This is a genomic window from Nonomuraea africana (genome assembly GCF_014873535.1).
Classification (GTDB): domain Bacteria; phylum Actinomycetota; class Actinomycetes; order Streptosporangiales; family Streptosporangiaceae; genus Nonomuraea; species Nonomuraea africana.
This window is the reverse complement of record NZ_JADBEF010000001.1, coordinates 4,041,367-4,059,557: the sequence shown is the minus strand read 5'-3', so window position 1 is coordinate 4,059,557 and position 18,191 is coordinate 4,041,367. Positions and strand designations below refer to the sequence as shown.

Genomic DNA, 18,191 nt, shown 5'->3' with positions numbered 1-18,191 from the left:
CCGTGGAACCCGGTCTTAACACCCAGGGAACGTGCCAGGATAGGCGGGTGGACATCGACCTCGCGGACCTCGACTTCTGGCGCAGACCACTCAAGGAGCGACACGAGGCGTTCGCCAGGCTCCGGCAGCTCGACCACCCCGTCTTCTTCCCCGAGAAGAAGGTTCCGCTGCTCCGCTCGGGCACCGGCTTCTACGCCCTGGTCCGCCACGCCGACGTCGTCGAGGCCAGCCGCAACGCCAGGGTCTTCTCCAGCGAGCCCGCCGTCACCAACCCCGAGCCGCCCGGCTGGGTCAAGCACGTGTTCGGCGAGTCGATGGTCAACATGGACGACCCCCGCCACGCCAGGCTGCGGCGCATCGTCTCGCGCGCCTTCAGCCCCAGGATGCTGCAGAACCTCCAGGCCGACATCGAGCAGGCCTGCGCCCGCATCGTCGACGACGTGCTCGCCAAGGGTCCCGGCGACTTCGTCACGCAGGTCGCCGCGCGCCTGCCCATCCACGTCATCTGCGACATGATGGGGATCCCCGAGCGTATGCGGGCCAAGGTGCACGAGCACGTCGACGCCTCCACCGCCTACAGCGGGGTGCGGCCCAGCGTGCTGCAGAGCGCCAGGCTCGCGGGCAAGAACGTGGTCGCGCTGCTCGCCCTGCAGCGCATGGTCATCCGGCTGGGCCACGAGCGGGTCGCCGACCCCGGCGGCGACCTCGTCTCCGCGCTGGTCACCGCCAACCCCGACGGCGAGCGGCTGACCGACAAGGAGCTGGGCTCGTTCTTCGTGCTGCTGCTGGTGGCCGGCAACGAGACCGCGCGCAACACGATGGCCCACGGCATCAAGCTGCTCACCGACCACCCTGCCCAGCGCGAGCTGCTGATGTCCGACTTCGACGGCCACATCAACGCCGCGATCGAGGAGATGGTCAGGCACGTCTCGCCGATCATCCAGTTCCGCAGGACCGTCACCGAGGACTACTCGCTGCGTGGCCTGGAGCTGAAGAAGGGCGACCGGGTGGTCCTCTTCTACGGCTCGGCCAACCGCGACGAGGAGGTCTTCCCCGACGCCGACGCCTTCGACATCACCCGCGACACCAAGCCGCACGTCGGTTTCGGCGGCCCGGGCCCGCACTTCTGTCTCGGGGCGAACCTGGCCAGACAGGAGATGCGGACGATGTTCCGCGAGCTGCTGACCAGGCTGCCCGGCATCAGGTCGGTGGGGGAGCCCGAGCTGCTGGTGTCCAACTTCGACAACAGCGTGCGGAGTCAGTCCTTCACGTTCTGAGCGGCCTGCGGCGCCAGCACGTTCGTGGTGATGGTGACGAAGGTGATCAGCGCGGCGGCGGCCATCATGCCCGCGCTGATCAGCATGGCCCTGGTGAATCCGGCGTCGAACCGCGCGGGGTCGCTGAGCGCGTCGCCGACCAGGCCGACGAAGGGCGGGATCGCCGCCACCGCCAGCAGGCCGCCGGTGCGGGCCACCGCGTTGTTGACGCCGCTGGCCGTCCCCGCGTAGCGCTCCTGGGCGGTGGCCAGCACGGTCGCGGTCAGCGGCGCGACGGCCGCCGACAGGCCGAGGCCGAAGACCGTGACGGCGGGCAGCACCTGCAGCCAGTAGCTGGAGCCCTTGCCGATCGTGCTCATCATCAGGAACCCGGCGCCCGCCACGAGGATGCCGATCGTCATCGGCAGGCGCGGGCCGTACCGCTTGGCCGTCTCGCCCGCTCGCGCCGACAGCAGCATCATCAGGATCGTCACCGGGAGCAGGGCCGAGCCCGCGGCGACCTCGGAGAAGCCCGCGACCACGATCAGCTGCAGGGTCAGCAGGAAGAAGACCACGCTCATCGCCGCGTACATGATCAGCGTCACCACGTTCACCGCGGTGAACACCCGGTTCGTGAACAGGCTCACCGGCACCAGCGCATCGGGCGACCTGCGGATCTGCACCGCCACGAAGGCGACGGCCAGCAGCAGTCCCGCCACCAGCGGCACCGGCTGGCCGCTCTCGATCAGCCCGTAGGTGATGCCCGCCAGCGCCAGCGCGGCCAGCACCGAGCCGAGCACGTCGAAACGGCCCGCGGCCTGCTCGTCCTTCGACTCGGGCACGTGCCTGAGCGTGGTCACGACGACGATCGCGGCGAACGGCAGATTGATCAGGAACGCCCAGCGCCAGCCGGCGGTCTGCACCAGCCAGCCGCCCAGCAGCGGGCCGATCGCGCTGGCCACGCCGCCGAGCCCGGACCAGGCGCCCACGGCCCGCGGCCGGTCCTCGCGGACGAAGCCGGCCTGGATGATGGCCAGCGAGCCGGGTGTGAGCAGCGCCCCGCCCACGCCCTGCAACGCGCGGGCCAGGACCAGCATCTCGACGTTGAGCGCCAGACCGCACAGCGCCGACGCCAGCGCGAACCAGACGGTGCCGATCAGGAAGATCTTGCGACGGCCGAAGCGGTCGCCGAGGGAGCCGCCGAGGAGGATGAGCCCGGCGAGGGTGAGGGTGTAGGCGTTGATCGTCCACTGGGCACCCGCCATGTCGGCGTCGAGCTCCTTGCTCAGAGTCGGCAGGGCGACGTTGACGATCGTGCTGTCAAGCATCGCCAGGCCTGAGCCGAGCACGGTCGCGGCCAGAATCCACCGGCCCTGGGGGGACTTGAGCTGGACTTCCATGATGTCAATCTTGTCGTACGTCTCTGGTAGGACTGGACGCCCCCTCTCCAGGAGAGTCCCTGTGGTCGTTCACGAGCACCTCAGTCCGGCAGTTTCGGGGTAGTACCTGCGGGGGACCGATGGGGTTCACTCCGTGGAGCGACGCGCGCGACGGCGCGCGATCCCTAGCTTCGGCCCCATGACCAGGAGACTTCTTCTCGCGGGTGGGGCGCTGCTGCTGGGCGTCGCCGCGCTCGGGTTCGGCAGGGACCCGATGGCGCCCGGGTTCGGCGCGCGGATCTTCGAGACCGGTTATGGCGGGCACAGCGACTACTTCGCCCCCGGCACGGCCTCCCTGCGCAACCTCGCCCTCATCGCCATGGGCAGGACCGGGGAGGTGACCCGTGCTTGACGTCCGTGGCATCGAGGCGGCCACTCCCGCGAGCCGCGACAGGGGCGTCGACGCGCTGAGAGCGCTGGCGATCGCTGGGGTGGTGCTCGGGCACTGGCTGGTCAGCGCGTGGGAGCGGACGCCGCATGTCATCATCTCCTCGCCGCTGGCCTACCTGCCCGAGCTGTCGCCGCTCTCCTGGGTGCTCCAGACGCTGGCGCTGTTCTTCCTGGTCGGCGGCTACGCCGCGGCGCGCGGGGTGCGGGAGCCGTACCCGTCGTGGATCGCCGGCAGGCTGCGTCGCCTGCTGCCGCCCGTGGTGCCGCTGCTGCTGGCGTGGGTGGTGCTGGGCGTGCTGGTGAGCGTGCTCAACGGCCAGCCGCCGGGGTCGGTGCGGGCGCTGGCGCTGCCCGCGCTCGGCCCGCTGTGGTTCCTCGGCGTGTTCGCGGCGCTGACCGCCCTCACCCCCTGGCTGGTGAGGGTACGGCGGAGCGGCGTCGTGGCGGCCGTCGCCGTCGTGGCGGTCGTGGACCTGCTGCGTCTCGTGCTCGGCGCGCCCGGCGGGGTCGGCTGGGTGAACGTCGGGGCGGCGTGGCTGGCGCCGTACCTGCTGGGCATCCTGTGGGCGCGCGGCGACCTGCGCCCGCGCAGGGACGGCGCGTGGCTGCTCGCGGGCGGCGGCGCCGCGGCGGTGGCGCTGGTGACGTGGGGCGGCTACCCGGCGAGTATGACGGGCGTAACCGGGCAGTCCTTCTCCAACCTCAGCCCGCCCACGCTGGCGGTGGTGTGCTTCGGCCTCGCCCAGGCGGGGCTCGCGCTGCTGCTGCACGAGCCACTGAAGCGGCTCATGCGCAGGCCGCGGGTGTGGGCGGTGGTCGCCGTGGCCAACCTGGGCGCCATGTCGATCTTCCTGTGGCACCAGACGGCCCTGGTGCTGACCGTGCTCGCCTTCGGCCTGTACGGCAGGCCCGACACGCCCTCCTGGGTGCTCGAGCGGCTCGCCTGGCTTCCGGTGGTCGCGCTGGTGCTGGCTTTTATGACATGGTGTCGTCATCAGCTTGACGTAGGCCGCCGATTTTGGTGACACTGTGTCATGACCTTCTCCCAGACGCTGCGTGAAGCCACCTGGAGCGACCACGAGTCGGCCGAGGACGAGAGCTACCTCAAAGAGCTGATGTCAGGGCGGCTCAGCGCCGAGGAGTACGGCGAGATGGTCGCCCAGCACTACTTCGCCTACCTCGCCCTCGACGGCGCGGCCGAGCGGCTGGCAGACCACCCGGTCGCGGGACGCTTCGTCTTCCCCTCGTTGTACCGGCAGCAGGCGCTGGAGCGCGACCTCGCGACGATCTACGGCCCCTCCTGGGAGTCGCGCATCGCGCCGTCCAAGGCGACCAGGACCCTGGTGGCCCGCATCGAGCAGGTCACCGACTGGCCGGGCGGCTACATCGCCCACCACTACACCCGCTACATGGGCGACCTGTCGGGCGGCCAGTTCATCAGGATGGAGCTGCAGAAGATCTACGGCTACGGCAAGGGCGGCGGCGTCGACTTCTACGTCTTCGACGAGATCGGCTCGCTGCCCCGGTTCAAGAACGAGTACCGCGCCCGCCTTGACGCCCTCGACCTCGACGAGGCCGAGCAACAGCGGATCATCCGCGAGGTCCGGCTGGCCTACCAGCTCAACACCGAGGTGCTCGCCGAGCTGCTGCACACGGTCAGGTCGGCGGCCTAGCATAGGGCCATGCCCAGGATCAGCGCCGCGACGATCGGCGAGCACCGCGCCCAGACGCAGGAGCGCATCCTGCAGGCGGTCTCCCGGCTGTCGCGGGTGCAGGGCATCGACGCCATCTCGATGACGGACGTGGCGCACGAGGCGGGCATCACCCGCACCGTGCTCTACAACTACTACCCGGACAAGGCCGCGCTGCTGCTGGCCTTCACCGAGCGCGTGACGCACTACTTCATCGAGGCCTACACCGCGGAGCTGCCGCCGTCGGCCTCGCCGTCCAAGCGGCTGCGCGCCTTTGTCAGGCTGCAGCTGGCGGGGCTCGTGGCGCATCCGCACCCGGGCGCGGCGGGGCTCAGCGCCTCCCTGGGCCCCGACGCCTACCAGCGGCTGGCCGACCACGTGGCGCCGATGCAGCGCATCCTGGTGGAGATCCTCGACAGCGGCGCCGCCTCGGGCGACTTCCACGTGCCCGACGTGGCGGCAACAGCGCGCATGATCATGGCGGTCATCGGGGCCGAGCGTGAGCCGCTGATCAGCGGCAGGGTGAGCGTGGAGGCGGCCGAGGAGATCGTCTCGGGCTTCGTGCTCCGCGCGCTCGGCAGCGCCCTCTGAAGCAGCGACGCCCCGTGGGCCCGGGGCCGGTTCGCTGAACCGGCCCCGGGCTCCGGGGTCATTCGCCGGGCCGTACCAGCCCCGTCTCGTAGGCGTAGACGATCGCCTGCGCCCTGTCGCGCAGGTCGAGCTTGGAGAGCACCCTGCCCACGTGCGTCTTCACCGTCTGCTCCGACACCACGAGCCTGGAGGCGATCTCCTGGTTCGACAGCCCCTGCGCGATGAGCGTCATCACCTCGGTCTCCCGCTCGGTCAACTCGGCCAGCCGCTTCACCGACGGCGCCCGCGGCCCGCCCAGCCGCGCGAACTCGTGGATGAGCCGCTTGGTGACCGCCGGCGCGATCAGCGCGTCCCCCGCGGCCACCACCCGCACCGCCTCGGCCAGCTGCGCGGCGGAGGCGTCCTTCAGCAGGAATCCGCTGGCTCCCGCGCGCAGCGCCTCGTAGACGTAGTCGTCGAGGTCGAACGTGGTGAGGATGAGCACCTTCGTCCGCGCGGCGGACATCAGCCGCCTGGTGGCCTCCAGGCCGTCCATCACCGGCATCCTGACGTCCATCAGCACCACGTCGGGCGCCAGCTCGGCGACCCGCTCCAGCGCCTCGGCGCCGTTCGCAGCCTCGCCGACCACCTCGATGTCGGGCTGGCTGCCGAGGAACACGGTGAACCCGAGCCGCTGACCAGGCGCGCGTCAACCTTAGGAGTGATCCCTCGAAGGTATGACTTACATAATTACGATCGCTGACAGCGAACAGGAGCAACTTCGGGAACATTGGAGGGCTCTCGTTAATTGAGTCGGTATAACTCAACCCTTTGGAGTTCAGATGAGTGAGAGCTTGATCCTCCCGGTCCTGCCACTCGACGATGAGGTGGTCCTGCCGGGCATGGTGGTCCCCCTGGACCTGTCCGACTCCGAGGTCCGGGCTGCGATCGACGCGGCTCAGGCTTCTGGTCTCAACAAGCCGCGCGTGCTCCTCGTTCCCAGGATCGACGGCCGCTACGGCGCCGTGGGCGTCCAGGCCGTGGTGGAGCAGGTCGGCAGGCTCCCCGGGGGCGAGCCGGCCGCCGTCGTGCGCGGCGTCAACAGGGCCAGGGTCGGCAAGGGCACGACGGGCCCGGGCGCGGCCCTGTGGGTGGAGGTGCTCACCGTCGATCCCGTCCAGGCCGGTGAGCGGGCGCAGGAGCTGGCCAAGGAGTACAAGGCGCTCGCCACGACCATCTTGCAGAAGCGCGGCGCGTGGCAGGTGGTCGACCAGGTCAACCAGATCGACGACCCCTCCGTGCTGGCCGACAGCTCCGGCTACACCCCGTGGCTGAGCACCGCGCAGAAGGTGGAGCTGCTGGAGGCGCCCGACCCCGCCGACCGGCTGGCCAAGCTGGTGGAGTGGTCGCGCGAGCACCTGGCCGAGCTGGACGTGGCCGAGACGATCCGCAAGGACGTCCAGGAGGGCATGGAGAAGCAGCAGCGCGAGTTCCTGCTGCGCCAGCAGCTCGCCGCGGTCCGCAAGGAGCTGAAGGAGCTCAACGGCGACACTGAGACCGAGGAGGAGGACTACCGCGCCCGCGTGGAGGCGGCCGACCTCCCCGAGAAGGTGCGCGAGGCCGCGCTCAAGGAGGTCGACAAGCTGGAGCGGACCTCCGACCAGTCGCCGGAGACCGGGTGGATCCGCACGTGGCTCGACACCGTCCTCGACATCCCGTGGAACGAGACGAGCGACGACAACTACGACATCGTGGGCGCCCGCGAGGTGCTCGACGCCGACCACACCGGTCTCGAGGACGTGAAGGACCGCATCATCGAGTACCTGGCCGTGCGCAAGCGGCGTCAGGACAAGGGCCTCGGCGTGGTGGGCGGCCGCCGCAGCGGCGCCGTCCTCGCCCTCGCCGGTCCTCCCGGAGTGGGCAAGACGTCGCTCGGCGAGTCCGTGGCCCGCGCCATGGGCAGGAAGTTCGTCCGCGTCGCCCTCGGCGGCGTGCGCGACGAGGCCGAGATCCGCGGCCACCGGCGCACCTACGTCGGCGCGCAGTCCGGCCGCATCGTCCGCGCGATCCGCGAGGCGGGCTCGATGAACCCCGTCGTGCTGCTCGACGAGATCGACAAGGTCGGCGCCGACTACCGCGGCGACCCGACGGCCGCCCTGCTCGAGGTGCTCGACCCGGCGCAGAACCACACCTTCCGCGACCACTACCTCGAGGTCGAGCTCGACCTGTCGGATGTGCTCTTCCTGGCCACGGCCAACGTCCTGGAGTCCATCCCGGGGCCGCTGCTCGACCGCATGGAGGTCGTCACGCTCGACGGCTACACCGAGGACGAGAAGGTCGCCATCGCCCGCGACCACCTGCTGCCCAAGCAGCTGGAGCTGGCGGGCCTGACCGCCGAGGAGGTCACGGTCGAGGAGCCGGCGCTGCGCAGGCTGGCCGCCGAGTACACCCGCGAGGCGGGCGTGCGCTCCCTCGAGCGCTCGATCGCCAGGATCCTGCGCAAGGTCACGGCCAAGGACGCGCTGCCGGCCACCATCGGCGAGGACTCCCTGGTCGACTACCTCGGCAGGCCGCGCTTCGTTCCCGAGGCGTCGCTGCCCGAGTCCAAGCAGCGCACCTCGGTGCCGGGCGTGGCCACGGGCCTCGCGGTCACCGGCGCCGGCGGTGACGTCCTCTACGTCGAGGCGTCGCTGGCCGACCCCGAGACCGGCGAGACGGGGCTGACCCTCACCGGTCAGCTGGGCGACGTGATGAAGGAGTCGGCGCGCATCGCGCTGTCCTACCTGCGCTCGCACGGCGCGGAGCTGGAGCTGCCGGTCACCGCGCTGAAGGACCGCTCGGTGCACGTGCACTTCCCCGCGGGCGCCGTCCCCAAGGACGGGCCCTCGGCGGGCGTCACGCTCACCACGGCCCTGGCCTCGCTGCTGTCGGGACGGCTGGTCCGCAACGACGTGGCGATGACCGGCGAGATCTCCCTCACCGGCAGGGTGCTGCCCATCGGCGGCGTCAAGCAGAAGCTGCTGGCGGCGCACCGGGCGGGCATCACCACGGTCCTCATCCCCGCCCGCAACGAGCCCGACCTGGACGACCTGCCCAAGGAGGTCCGCGACGAGCTGACCATCCACGCGGTGAGCGACGTGCGCGAGGTCCTCGACATCGCGCTCGCCCCCGCCAAGGTGGCGCAGACGGCGGCCGCGTGACCGCCGCCGGCTGACCCGTCACCCCGAAGCCGCCCCGCCGTCGCACGGCGGGGCGGCTTCTGCGCGGACGAGTGGGCTCCCGTACGCCCTTCCCCGATGACGATGCCGAGGTCACGGGCCCCGGGCGGTCACGTGCCCATCCTCTTGCGGGCGTCGCCGAGCGCGCTCACCACGGCCTCGAGGTCGGCGACGCCCGTGCGGTGACTGGTCACGCACAGCCGGAGGGCGGGACGCCCGCCGAGACGGACCGTGCTGAGCCACGCCTGGCCGCTGCGCACCACGTGCTCGGCGACGGCGGCGTGCCAGGCGGCGCTGCGCTCGGGGCCGGCCGTCTCGGCCTCGGGAGCCGTGACGCAGACGACGGGAAGCGGGGTGTCGTTGATCCGCAGCCAGCCCTCCTCGGTGAGGCGGCGCGCGAGCCGCTCCCCGAGCCGCACATCCCGCTCGAGCTGGGCGGCGTGGGCGGGCCGGCCCGCGACGGCCAGCGCCAGGAACACCTTCAGGCCGGCGAACCGGCGCGACCACTGCACGCTGGTGGCGTAGGGGTCGGGCGCGTCCTCGGTCTCCGCGGGCATGTACGAGGTGGTCGCACGGAAGCTCTCGGCCAGCGCCGCCGCGTGCGGGGTGAGGAACATGCCCGCGCCCATCGGCGCCGACAGCCACTTGTGCGCGTCCACCGTGACGCTGTCGGCCAGCTCCACGCCGGTCAGCAGCGGGCGCAGCCGGTCCGACAGCGCGACCGCGCCCGCCCACGCGGCGTCGACGTGGAAGTGCGCGCCCCACTCCGCGGCCAGGGCGGCCAGCTCCGGCAGCGGGTCCAGCGCGCCGCCCGCCGTCGTGCCGGCCGTACCGACCAGCAGGAAGGGCTCCAGCCCCGCGGCGAGATCGGCTTCGCGCATCTCGCGCAGCCGCTCGGTGTCCATGCGGTGCGCCGCGCCGGCGGGCACCAGCCGTACGGCGTCGCGCCCGAGACCGGTCATGTGCGCGATCTTGAGCCACGCCAGGTGGCTCTCGGCGGAGGCGTACAGCACGGGCCGGCGCGGCAGGCCTGCGAGGCCCGACCGCGGATAGGCGGGGAACCTGCGGGTCAGCGCGACGATGACGGCCGTCAGGTTCGCCTCGGCGCCGCCCACTGTGAAGCTGCCCTCGGCGCCGGCGGGCAGGCCGAGGCGTCCCGCCATGAAGCGCAGCACATGGCGTTCCATCTCGACGGCCGCGGGGGCGTGGCTGTAGGCGGCCAGCTGCGGGTTGACCCCGGCCGCGAGGAGCTCGCCCGCGACGCCCCACCAGGTGGGGGTGGGATTGAACAGCCCGAAGTAGCGCGGGTGCGTCGTGTGCACCCCCCACCGGCGCAGCGCCGCCATCACCTCGGGGAGCGCGTCCTCGGGCGACCTGGCCGCCTCGAAGTCCTGGCTCGCCAGCCATTCGCGCAGCCACGCGGTGCCGGGCTCGGCCGGCGCCACCGGACCCTCGGCCACCTCTTTCGCGTGCCGTACGACCAGGTCCACGGCGGCCGTCAGCAGCCTGGCCCCTTCTTCCTCGCCCACGTCGAGCGGTCCTGCCTCGTTCATGGCACCACTGTCGCCGTGCGGCGGGCCGAGCCACTAGTGGCAAAAATGTCGTGTTCCACTAGATTTACGCCATGGCCAGGATTCGCGTGGTCGTCCCGGTGCTGGACGACTGCCCGCTGTTCGAGCTCGCCGTCCCCTGCGAGGTCTTCGGCAGGGACCGCCGCGACCTGACGCCCGACTGGTACGAGCTCACCCTCTGCCAGAGCGCCGACCGCGAGCAGGAGTCGCTCAACGGCCTGTGGCTGCGCGCGCCCCAGGGGCTGGAGGCGATGCGCGCGGCGGATCTCGTGGTGGTGCCCGCCTGCGCGGACGCCTCCTACCGGCCGCCCGAGGCGCTGCTGTCCGCGCTGACCGAGGCGCACGAGAGAGGCGCGCGGATCGCCGCCCTGTGCTCGGGCGCCTTCGTCCTGGCCGCGGCGGGCCTGCTCGACGGCAGGGAAGCGGCCACGCACTGGATGCACGCCGACGAGCTGCGCAGCCGCTACCCGCGGATCAGCGTCAACCAGCGGGCCCTGTACGTCGACGAGGGCGACATCCTCACCAGCGCGGGCACGGCGGCCGGCATCGACCTGTGCCTGCACATCGTCCGCGGCGACTTCGGCGCGGCCGTGGCGGCGGAGGTCGGCCGCCGGATGGTCGTCGCGCCGCAGCGCGAGGGCGACCAGGCGCAGTACGTGTCGGCAGGCCCGCCGGTCCCGGCCCAGGACAGGGGGCTCGCCCCGGTGCTGAGCTGGGCGCTGGAACGGTTGCACGAGCCCGTCACCATCCCTCAGCTGGCCGAGCAGGCGATGATGAGCACCAGGACTTTCATCCGTCGCTTCCACAGGGAGCTCGGGCTCACCCCCATCAGGTGGCTCACCCAGCAGCGCCTGGCCAGGGCGCGGGAGCTGCTGGAGACCACCCGCCTGCCCGTGGACGCCGTGGCCGAGCGCTCGGGATTCAGCACCGGCAACGGCCTGCGCCAGCACTTCACGAAGACGCTCGGCACCACCCCCTCCGCCTACCGGCGCACGTTCCAGGGTTCGAGGTAGTCTCCCAGCGGCCACGCTGGGTGACGAGGTCTGGATCGCTTGCCTCATGGTCAGCTGGAGCCTGCTGTCGGCGGCCACCGCGCTGGTGACCAGGCCCGAGGCCCTCTACGTCCTGCGGTTCCTGCTGGATGTGGCGTAGGCGGGCTGCTATCCGGGCATCGGCTTCGCCAGGCAGGGAGGCAGTGAGCCACTTCACAGCGCGCGCAGGGAATAGCCGCCCCTTAGGGGATCGTTAGCCTCCACGTGAACGAGCTGCGAATGCGCATGTGTACGGGCTGTCAGGCCCGCTAGAAGCGCACCCTTCCGCCCCTCGTTCTAAGGCTTCCCGATGATCCGACCCAGCTTCGTGCTGCGCCGCCTGAGCCACCTGCCGTTCCACCCCGGCACCCGCTGACGCCTCCCCCTGCGTCGCTAAACGAGTTGATTGTCCGTTACCGACTCCGTTGTGGGGAAATTTCGTGATTCAGGCTTCAGGCCTGCGCAAGTCGTACGGTGGCATCGTCGCGCTGGACGGTGTCGACCTGCACGTGCGTCAGGGTGAGATCTTCGGCGTGCTCGGCCAGAGTGGCGCGGGCAAGAGCACACTGCTGCGCTGCGTCAACCTGCTGGAGCGCCCCGACCAGGGCGTCGTGACGGTCGCGGGGCAGGAGCTGACCACGCTCGGCGAACGCGACCTGCGAGCCGCCAGGCAGCGGATCGGCATGATCCACCAGCACTTCGCCCTGCTGTCGTCGCGCACGGTCGCCGGCAACGTGGCCTTCCCCCTCGAAGTCATGGGCGTCGGCAGGAGCGAGCGCGCGGCCAGGGTGGCCGAGCTGCTCGACCTCGTCGGCATCGCCGACAAGGCGGACGCGCGCCCTGGGCAGCTGTCCGGCGGGCAGAAGCAGCGGGTCGGCATCGCCAGGGCGCTGGCGGGCAACCCCGCGGTGCTGCTGGCCGACGAGGCCACCTCGGCGCTCGACCCCGGCACCACCACCTCGATCCTCGCCCTGCTGAAGCGGCTCAACGCCGAGCTCGGGCTGACCATCCTGCTGATCACGCACGAGATGAACGTCGTCAAGAGCGTGTGCGACTCGGTGGCCATCATGGCGGGTGGGCGCATCCTGGAGTCGGGCCCGATCAGGGAGCTGCTGACGACGCCGGGCTCGCGCCTGGCGGCAGAGCTGTTCCCCCTGCCCGCCCCCGCGCCCGGTGACGTCACCATCACCTTCACGGGCGCGGCCGAGGAGCCGGTGATCTCCCAGCTCGTGCGGAAGTTCGACGTGGACGTCAACATCCTCGGCGGCGCGCTCGAGGACGTCGCGGGCGACTCGGTCGGCCGGCTGCGGGTGTCGCTGGACGGCGCCGAGTCCGCGGCCGCCCTCGCCTACCTGCGTGAGCGCGGCCTGATCGTGGAGGTGGCGGCGTGACCTGGCAGGAGATCGTCGAGCTGCTCGTCCCCGCGACGTGGGAGACGGTCCAGATGGTCGTCTGGTCCACCCTGTTCACGGTGCTGTTCGGGCTGCCGCTGGGCGTCGCGCTGGTCGGCACCTCGCGTGACGGGTTGTTCCCCTCGCGCGTGGCCAACCAGGTGCTCGGCCTGCTCGTCAACATCGGCAGGTCGCTGCCGTTCCTCATTCTGATGATCGCGGTGATCCCCTTCACGCGGCTGCTCCTCGGCACCTCCATCGGCCTCCACGCCGCGGTCGTGCCGCTGACCATCGGCGCGGTGCCGTTCTTCGCCAGGCTGGTGGAGATGGCGCTGCGCGCGGTCAGCCCGGACGTCGTGCAGGCCGCCCACGCCATGGGCGTGGGGCGGCTGACCATCGTGACCAAGGTGCTGCTGCCCGAGGCCAGGGCCGGGCTGGTCGCCGGGGTCACCGTCACCCTCGTCACCCTCGTCTCGTACTCCGCCATGGCCGGGGTGATCGGCGCGGGCGGTCTGGGCGACCTGGCCATCCGCTACGGCTACCAGCGGTTCGAGACGCCTCTCATGATCACGACCTGCGTGGTCATCATCATCCTCGTCCAACTGGTCCAGACCCTCGGCGACACCCTCGCCGACCGCCTGGCCAAGCGTTAGACCCTTCACAGGAGAACCACTATGCGTACGTTGTTCGGTGTTGTCACCGCTGCCGTCCTGGCGCTTGTTCTGACGGCCTGCGGCTCGTCCTCCGCCGGTACGGCGAGCGACACGCTCAAGGTGGGCGCCACCCCCACCCCGCACGCCGAGATCCTGAAGTACATCTCGGACAACCTGGCCACCAAGGAGGGCCTGAAGCTGGAGATCGTCGAGTTCAGTGACTACGTGCCGCTGAACCCGCAGCTCCAGGAGGGCCAGCTGGGCGCCAACTACTTCCAGCACCAGCCCTACCTCGGTGACTACAACAAGGAGAAGGGCGCCAAGCTCACCTGGGTGGAGAGCGTGCACCTGGAGCCGCTCGGCCTCTACTCGAGCAAGGTGAAGGACCTCGCCTCGCTCGCCTCGGGCGCCAGCGTGGCCGTGCCCAACGACGCCACCAACCTCGGCCGCGCGCTGAAGCTGCTGGCCGACAACGGCGTGATCACCCTCAAGGAGGGTGTCGGCACCGCCGCCACCGAGCGCGACGTCACCGCCAACCCGAAGAACATCGCCTTCAAGCCGCTCGACGCCGCCCAGCTGCCCCGCTCCCTCGAGGACGTCGACGCCGCCGTCATCAACGGCAACTACGCGCTGGAGGCCAAGCTGAACCCGGCCACCGACGCGATCGTGGTCGAGAAGGCCGAGGGCAACCCGTACGCCAACGGCCTGGTAGTCCAGGAGGGCAAGCAGAACGACCCGCTGGTCCAGAAGCTGGCGAAGCTGCTGAAGAGCCCCGAAGTCAAGAAGTACATTGAGGACACCTATAAGGGTGCCGTTATCCCAGCCTGAATTTTTCCTGTGAAAGATCAGGAAAATACACTTATCTGATATTTACGGGCTGCATTTAGGGCTGGGCCAGGTATTTCAAGCGAATTGTAAGCATTTGGCAATCGCTTGGGCATAGGAAGGGGGTGACAGAAACCCTCTTCCCGAGGAGCAACCCGAATGCGATTCGTTTCACGAATCCTGACCGGCGCCGCCATCGCCACGGCTGTGGCTGTCGGCGCCCCGGTCGCCGCGAGCGCGGCGACCGTCGGCGCCGCCACCACCGGCGCCTCCTGGGGCGCGTACCACTCCAGCGACCACAAGGCCTCGGCGTTAGGCCAGGTGGACGTGGCCAAGAAGTCCTACAAGACCTGGCACTGGGAGACCTTCTACAAGAAGGTCAAGGTGTGCTGGAAGGACAAGCACGGCAACAAGCACTGCGTCTGGAAGAAGAAGTCCTTCAAGAAGAAGGTCTGGACGTGGAAGCACGACTACTTCTTCACCGTCGACAGCACCCTCACCAACCACAAGTGGTGGGGCAAGAAGAAGTACGTCTGCGCCTGGGAGACCTTCAAGGTCGTCAACTTCAACGGCTCCACCTACCTCAAGAGCTTCAAGAACTGCGGTAAGGGCGGCGCCGACTACTCCTTCTCCGGCAAGAACGCCGAGCACATCTACGTCGATGTGAGCCGGGGCAACTACGGCGGCCCGCAGGGCTTCCACTCCGGCTGGAAGGCCGTGTACCACGCCTGACGGTTCCCCCGAAAGGCCGTGATCTCCTGGTGAGATCACGGCCTTTTGTTGGGATTGGCCGCAGATACCGCGAGGGCAGTTGTCGGCATGTGCAACTTGTGATCGCTATATTGCTGGTGATTTCCGGGCAAGCTGTGCCGGGAGAGGCGCAGGCCGCCTACCGCAGGGAGACGCTGGGCGCCTTCAGTCCGTTCGTGAGATCGGGCGCGTGGGAGGTCTCGCGGTGGACGCGGAGCGGGGCCTTCCTGCCGGAGTGGTAACCGAATAGTGTTCTGGTCATGTATCCGGGAGCCATCGCAGCAGTCACCCCCGACAAGCCCGCTGTGATCATGGCGGGCTCCGGGCAGGTCGTCACCTACCGCCAGTTGGAGGAGGAGTCGAACCGGCTCGCGCACCTCTTCCGCTCGGCCGGGCTCAAACCGGGCGACCATATCGCCTTCATGCTGGAGAACCATCCGCTCTTCCTGGTCGTCGCCTGGGCCGCGCAGCGCTCGGGGCTCTACTACACCGCGATCAGCTCGCGGCTGCGGAGCGAAGAGCTCGATTACATCGTCGACAACTGCGAGGCCAGGATCTTCATCTCCTCGGCCAGGCTGGCCGAGGTGGCCACCACGGTCTCCGCGCCGGGGGTGGAGCGCCGCCTGATGCTCGACGGCGTCGCCGAGGGGTTCGAGTCGTACGAGAAGGCGGTCGAGGGACTGCCGGTGACGCCCATCGAGGACGAGTGCCAGGGCTCGGACATGCTCTACTCCTCGGGGACCACGGGCCGCCCCAAGGGCGTCAAGCCCACGCTCTCCCAGGCGCCCCTCGACACCCCCGGCCCGCTGCTGCAGCTCATCCAGTTCCTCTTCGCGCCCTCGGCCGACAGCGTCTACCTGTCGCCCGCGCCGCTCTACCACGCCGCGCCGCTGCGCTACTGCCTGCAGTTCCAGCGGATCGGGGCGACGGTGGTGGTGATGGAGCGCTTCGATCCGGCCGAGTACCTCGCGCTGGTCGAGCGGTACAAGGTGACGCACTCGCAGCTGGTGCCGACGATGTTCGTCAAGATGCTCAAGCTGCCCTCCAGGCACGACTACGACCTGTCGTCCCTGCGGTGCGCGATCCACGCCGCCGCGCCGTGCCCCGTCCCCGTCAAGGAGCAGATGCTCGAGTGGTGGGGGCCGATCATCCACGAGTACTACGCGGGCACCGAGGGCAACGGCTTCCTGTACGCGAGCCCGGCCGACTGGCTGGCCCACAAGGGCACGGTCGGCCGTCCGCTGCTGGGCGTGGTGCACATCTGCGACGAGGACGGCAACGAGCTGCCGGCCGGCGAGCGGGGCACGGTCTACTTCTCCGACGGGCCGCGTTTCGAGTACCACGGCGACCCCGACAAGACCCGCTCCGCGCAGGACCCGCAGGGCAGGGGCTGGACCACGCTCGGCGACATCGGCTACCTCGACGAGGAGGGCTTCCTCTACCTGACCGACCGGCGCTCCTACATGATCATCTCGGGCGGGGTGAACATCTACCCGCAGGAGGCGGAGAACGTGTTGTCGGTCCACCCGAAGGTGGCCGACGTGGCCGTCTTCGGGGTGCCGGACGAGGAGATGGGCGAGCAGGTCAAGGCCGTCGTCCAGCCCGCCGATCCGGCCGAGGCGGGGTCCGCCCTGGAGGCCGAGCTGATCGAGTACTGCAGGGAGCGCCTGGCCCCCTACAAGTGCCCGAAGAGCGTCGACTTCCGCGACGAACTGCCCCGCCACCCGACCGGCAAGCTCTACAAGCGCCTCCTGCGCGAGGAGTACCTGAACGCCCGCTGAAGGATGAGTTTTCGATGAGAGTCTCGCCCCTCGCCCCCCGCCCGACCTCGGGTGATAAGGCGTGCGTCAGGGCCGGTCCGGGCCCGCGATCAGCGGCTTAACCAGCGTTTACAGCCCCGTTGACACCCTGGGAGTACGGCACGCCACGGTGGCGGGCCTCAGTGGCCTCTTGGGGATGGAAATGAACGCGAACGAGCCTCGTGAGCAGGGCGAAGGCAACGTGGGTGGGGGATGGACCCAGTTCGGTTCCAAGCCCCCCGTGGCCGGGGAGTTCCCGCAGGAAGCCCCCGGCGACAAGGCGCACAGCAGTGCGGCCGATCCGGCGCAGGGCGTGACGGCCGAGCACCCGGCGCACGGCGCGGCGGCCGGCACGACGCCGGGCGCTCCCGCGCCGGAGGACCGGGTCGCCTCGCCCGCGGCCCCCTCGCTCGACGACACGACGATCATGGCGGCGCCGGCCGTACCGAAGCAGCGGTCGCGGTTCAGCACGGGACAGAAGGCGATCGCGGGTCTCGCGCTGGCGGCCACCGCGCTGGTGGGCGGCGCCGCGGGGGCGGTGACCGCCACCGCCATGGGCGGCGGCGGCACCGCCGTCGCAGCCTCGCCGAGCCCCACGTTCAAGCAGGTGTCGAACCCGCTGACGGTGGCCGACGTCGCCCAGAACGTGCAGCCGTCGGTCGTGCAGATCCAGGGGCAGACAGGGGAGGGCTCCGGCGTCGTGCTGTCGGCGGACGGCCTGATCCTCACCAACAACCACGTGGTCGTCGGCGCGGGCCAGGGCGGCGGCTCGATGACGGTGAAGTTCAGCGACGGCAAGACCGCCAAGGCCACGGTCGTCGGCACCGACCCGGCCACCGACCTCGCGGTCATCAGGGCGGAGGGCGTCTCGGGGCTGACCAAGGCCGCCATCGGCGACAGCGACGCGCTGCGGGTCGGCGACGCGGTGCTGGCCATCGGCAGCCCGCTCGGCCTGGACGGCTCGGTCACCGCGGGCATCATCAGCGCGCTGGACCGGACGCTCACCGTCGGCGGCGAGGACGAGGGCCGGCAGCAGCTGCCGCCAGGATGGGGCGACCCGCGCGCCCAGTCGCAGAGCTCCACCACGACGATCGGCGGCGCGATCCAGACCGACGCCGCCATCAACCCCGGCAACTCGGGCGGCGCGCTGGTCAACGCGGCAGGAGAGGTGATCGGCATCAACACCGCCATCGCCACGGGCGGGAGCGGCAGCGGCAACATCGGCGTCGGCTTCGCCATCCCGATCAACACCGCCAAGCAGGTGGCCCAGCAGCTCATCGAGAGCGGCAAGGTCAGCCACGCGTACCTGGGCGTCAGCGTCACCGACGCGACGGGCGACGTTCCCGGCGCGCTGGTGCGTCAGGTGCAGCAGGGGAGCCCCGCGGCCAAGGCGGGGCTGAAAGAAGGCGACCTCATCACCAGGATCGGTGACAAGCCGGTCGACGGTGGAGATACCGTGGTGGGACAGGTCAGAGGTTTCAAAGTCGGCCAGCAGGTCAAGATCACATATATGAGGAACGGTCAGACCCAGGAAGCGACCGTGACCCTCGAAGAGAAGAAGACCACCGAGTAGGATTCCCCCTCGCGAACGGAGGCGCCGTCGAGAT

The 18,191-nt window shown here is 70.3% G+C and carries 17 protein-coding genes; 13 read left to right on the top strand and 4 right to left on the bottom strand.

Annotated elements, in window-relative coordinates; translation table 11 throughout:
• Positions 1 to 47: 47 nt before the first annotated feature.
• Positions 48 to 1,277 (top strand): cytochrome P450, encoded by a 1,230-nt coding sequence (locus H4W81_RS19225; RefSeq protein WP_318781818.1) that lies wholly within the window; start codon positions 48 to 50, stop codon positions 1,275 to 1,277.
• Here H4W81_RS19225 and H4W81_RS19220 read toward each other — a convergent pair.
• Positions 1,259 to 2,656 (bottom strand): MFS transporter, encoded by a 1,398-nt coding sequence (locus H4W81_RS19220; protein ID WP_192776085.1) that lies wholly within the window; start codon positions 2,654 to 2,656, stop codon positions 1,259 to 1,261. The genes H4W81_RS19225 and H4W81_RS19220 overlap by 19 nt on opposite strands.
• Before the next feature lie 178 nt (positions 2,657 to 2,834).
• Here H4W81_RS19220 and H4W81_RS19215 point away from each other — a divergent pair, with 178 nt between their 5' ends.
• Genes H4W81_RS19215 through H4W81_RS19200 form a run of 4 tightly spaced genes read left to right on the top strand, consistent with a single transcriptional unit; the run spans position 2,835 to position 5,367 of the window.
• On the top strand, positions 2,835 to 3,047 hold the full coding sequence (locus H4W81_RS19215; protein ID WP_192776084.1) for a hypothetical protein: 213 nt from the start codon (positions 2,835 to 2,837) through the stop codon (positions 3,045 to 3,047).
• On the top strand, positions 3,040 to 4,110 hold the full coding sequence (locus H4W81_RS19210) for an acyltransferase family protein (protein ID WP_192776083.1): 1,071 nt from the start codon (positions 3,040 to 3,042) through the stop codon (positions 4,108 to 4,110). Before H4W81_RS19215 ends, H4W81_RS19210 begins: the two co-directional genes overlap by 8 nt.
• 9 nt (positions 4,111 to 4,119) lie before the next feature.
• Positions 4,120 to 4,758 carry a biliverdin-producing heme oxygenase gene (locus H4W81_RS19205; RefSeq protein WP_192776082.1) on the top strand — a complete coding sequence of 213 codons (639 nt, stop codon included), beginning with the start codon at positions 4,120 to 4,122 and terminating at the stop codon, positions 4,756 to 4,758.
• 9 nt (positions 4,759 to 4,767) lie between these two features.
• Complete coding sequence (locus H4W81_RS19200) at positions 4,768 to 5,367, top strand: TetR/AcrR family transcriptional regulator (RefSeq protein ID WP_192776081.1); 600 nt, start codon at positions 4,768 to 4,770, stop codon at positions 5,365 to 5,367.
• A 58-nt stretch (positions 5,368 to 5,425) separates the two neighbouring features.
• Here H4W81_RS19200 and H4W81_RS19195 read toward each other — a convergent pair whose 3' ends face one another.
• Positions 5,426 to 6,025, bottom strand: a complete 600-nt coding sequence (locus H4W81_RS19195; protein ID WP_192776080.1) for a response regulator — start codon at positions 6,023 to 6,025, stop codon at positions 5,426 to 5,428.
• A gap of 163 nt (positions 6,026 to 6,188) precedes the next feature.
• Here H4W81_RS19195 and lon point away from each other — a divergent pair, with 163 nt between their 5' ends.
• Positions 6,189 to 8,546, top strand: coding sequence for an endopeptidase La (lon, locus tag H4W81_RS19190; protein ID WP_192776079.1), 2,358 nt, complete (start codon positions 6,189 to 6,191; stop codon positions 8,544 to 8,546).
• Positions 8,547 to 8,674: 128 nt separating this feature from the next.
• Here the strand turns inward: lon and H4W81_RS19185 are convergent, their stop codons facing one another.
• The gene (locus H4W81_RS19185) at positions 8,675 to 10,117 is read right to left on the bottom strand and encodes a pyridoxal phosphate-dependent decarboxylase family protein (protein WP_192776078.1); all 1,443 of its coding nucleotides are present in this window, start codon (positions 10,115 to 10,117) and stop codon (positions 8,675 to 8,677) included.
• 71 nt (positions 10,118 to 10,188) lie between these two features.
• Here H4W81_RS19185 and H4W81_RS19180 point away from each other — a divergent pair, with 71 nt between their 5' ends.
• The 5 genes from H4W81_RS19180 (at position 10,189) to H4W81_RS19160 (ending at position 14,767) form a co-directional block, all read left to right on the top strand.
• Positions 10,189 to 11,148, top strand: coding sequence for a GlxA family transcriptional regulator (locus H4W81_RS19180; RefSeq protein ID WP_192776077.1), 960 nt, complete (start codon positions 10,189 to 10,191; stop codon positions 11,146 to 11,148).
• A 458-nt stretch (positions 11,149 to 11,606) separates the two neighbouring features.
• Positions 11,607 to 12,557: a methionine ABC transporter ATP-binding protein gene (locus tag H4W81_RS19175; protein ID WP_192776076.1), complete on the top strand. Its 951-nt coding sequence runs from the start codon at positions 11,607 to 11,609 to the stop codon at positions 12,555 to 12,557.
• The gene (locus H4W81_RS19170) at positions 12,554 to 13,210 is read left to right on the top strand and encodes a methionine ABC transporter permease (RefSeq protein WP_192776075.1); all 657 of its coding nucleotides are present in this window, start codon (positions 12,554 to 12,556) and stop codon (positions 13,208 to 13,210) included. Before H4W81_RS19175 ends, H4W81_RS19170 begins: the two co-directional genes overlap by 4 nt.
• Positions 13,211 to 13,231: 21 nt before the next feature.
• Positions 13,232 to 14,038 (top strand): MetQ/NlpA family ABC transporter substrate-binding protein, encoded by an 807-nt coding sequence (locus H4W81_RS19165; protein ID WP_192776074.1) that lies wholly within the window; start codon positions 13,232 to 13,234, stop codon positions 14,036 to 14,038.
• A 156-nt stretch (positions 14,039 to 14,194) separates the two neighbouring features.
• Positions 14,195 to 14,767, top strand: a complete 573-nt coding sequence (locus tag H4W81_RS19160; protein WP_192776073.1) for a hypothetical protein — start codon at positions 14,195 to 14,197, stop codon at positions 14,765 to 14,767.
• A 157-nt stretch (positions 14,768 to 14,924) separates the two neighbouring features.
• On the opposite strand, the gene H4W81_RS48690 is transcribed toward H4W81_RS19160, so the two are convergent.
• On the bottom strand, positions 14,925 to 15,047 hold the full coding sequence (locus tag H4W81_RS48690; RefSeq protein WP_264083175.1) for a hypothetical protein: 123 nt from the start codon (positions 15,045 to 15,047) through the stop codon (positions 14,925 to 14,927).
• Here H4W81_RS48690 and H4W81_RS19155 point away from each other — a divergent pair.
• Both H4W81_RS19155 and H4W81_RS19150 read left to right on the top strand, forming a co-directional pair.
• Positions 15,046 to 16,566, top strand: a complete 1,521-nt coding sequence (locus H4W81_RS19155) for an acyl-CoA synthetase (protein ID WP_192776072.1) — start codon at positions 15,046 to 15,048, stop codon at positions 16,564 to 16,566. The genes H4W81_RS48690 and H4W81_RS19155 overlap by 2 nt on opposite strands.
• Positions 16,567 to 16,747: 181 nt before the next feature.
• Positions 16,748 to 18,157 (top strand): S1C family serine protease, encoded by a 1,410-nt coding sequence (locus H4W81_RS19150; protein ID WP_225958694.1) that lies wholly within the window; start codon positions 16,748 to 16,750, stop codon positions 18,155 to 18,157.
• The last annotated feature ends 34 nt before the right edge of the window (positions 18,158 to 18,191 follow it).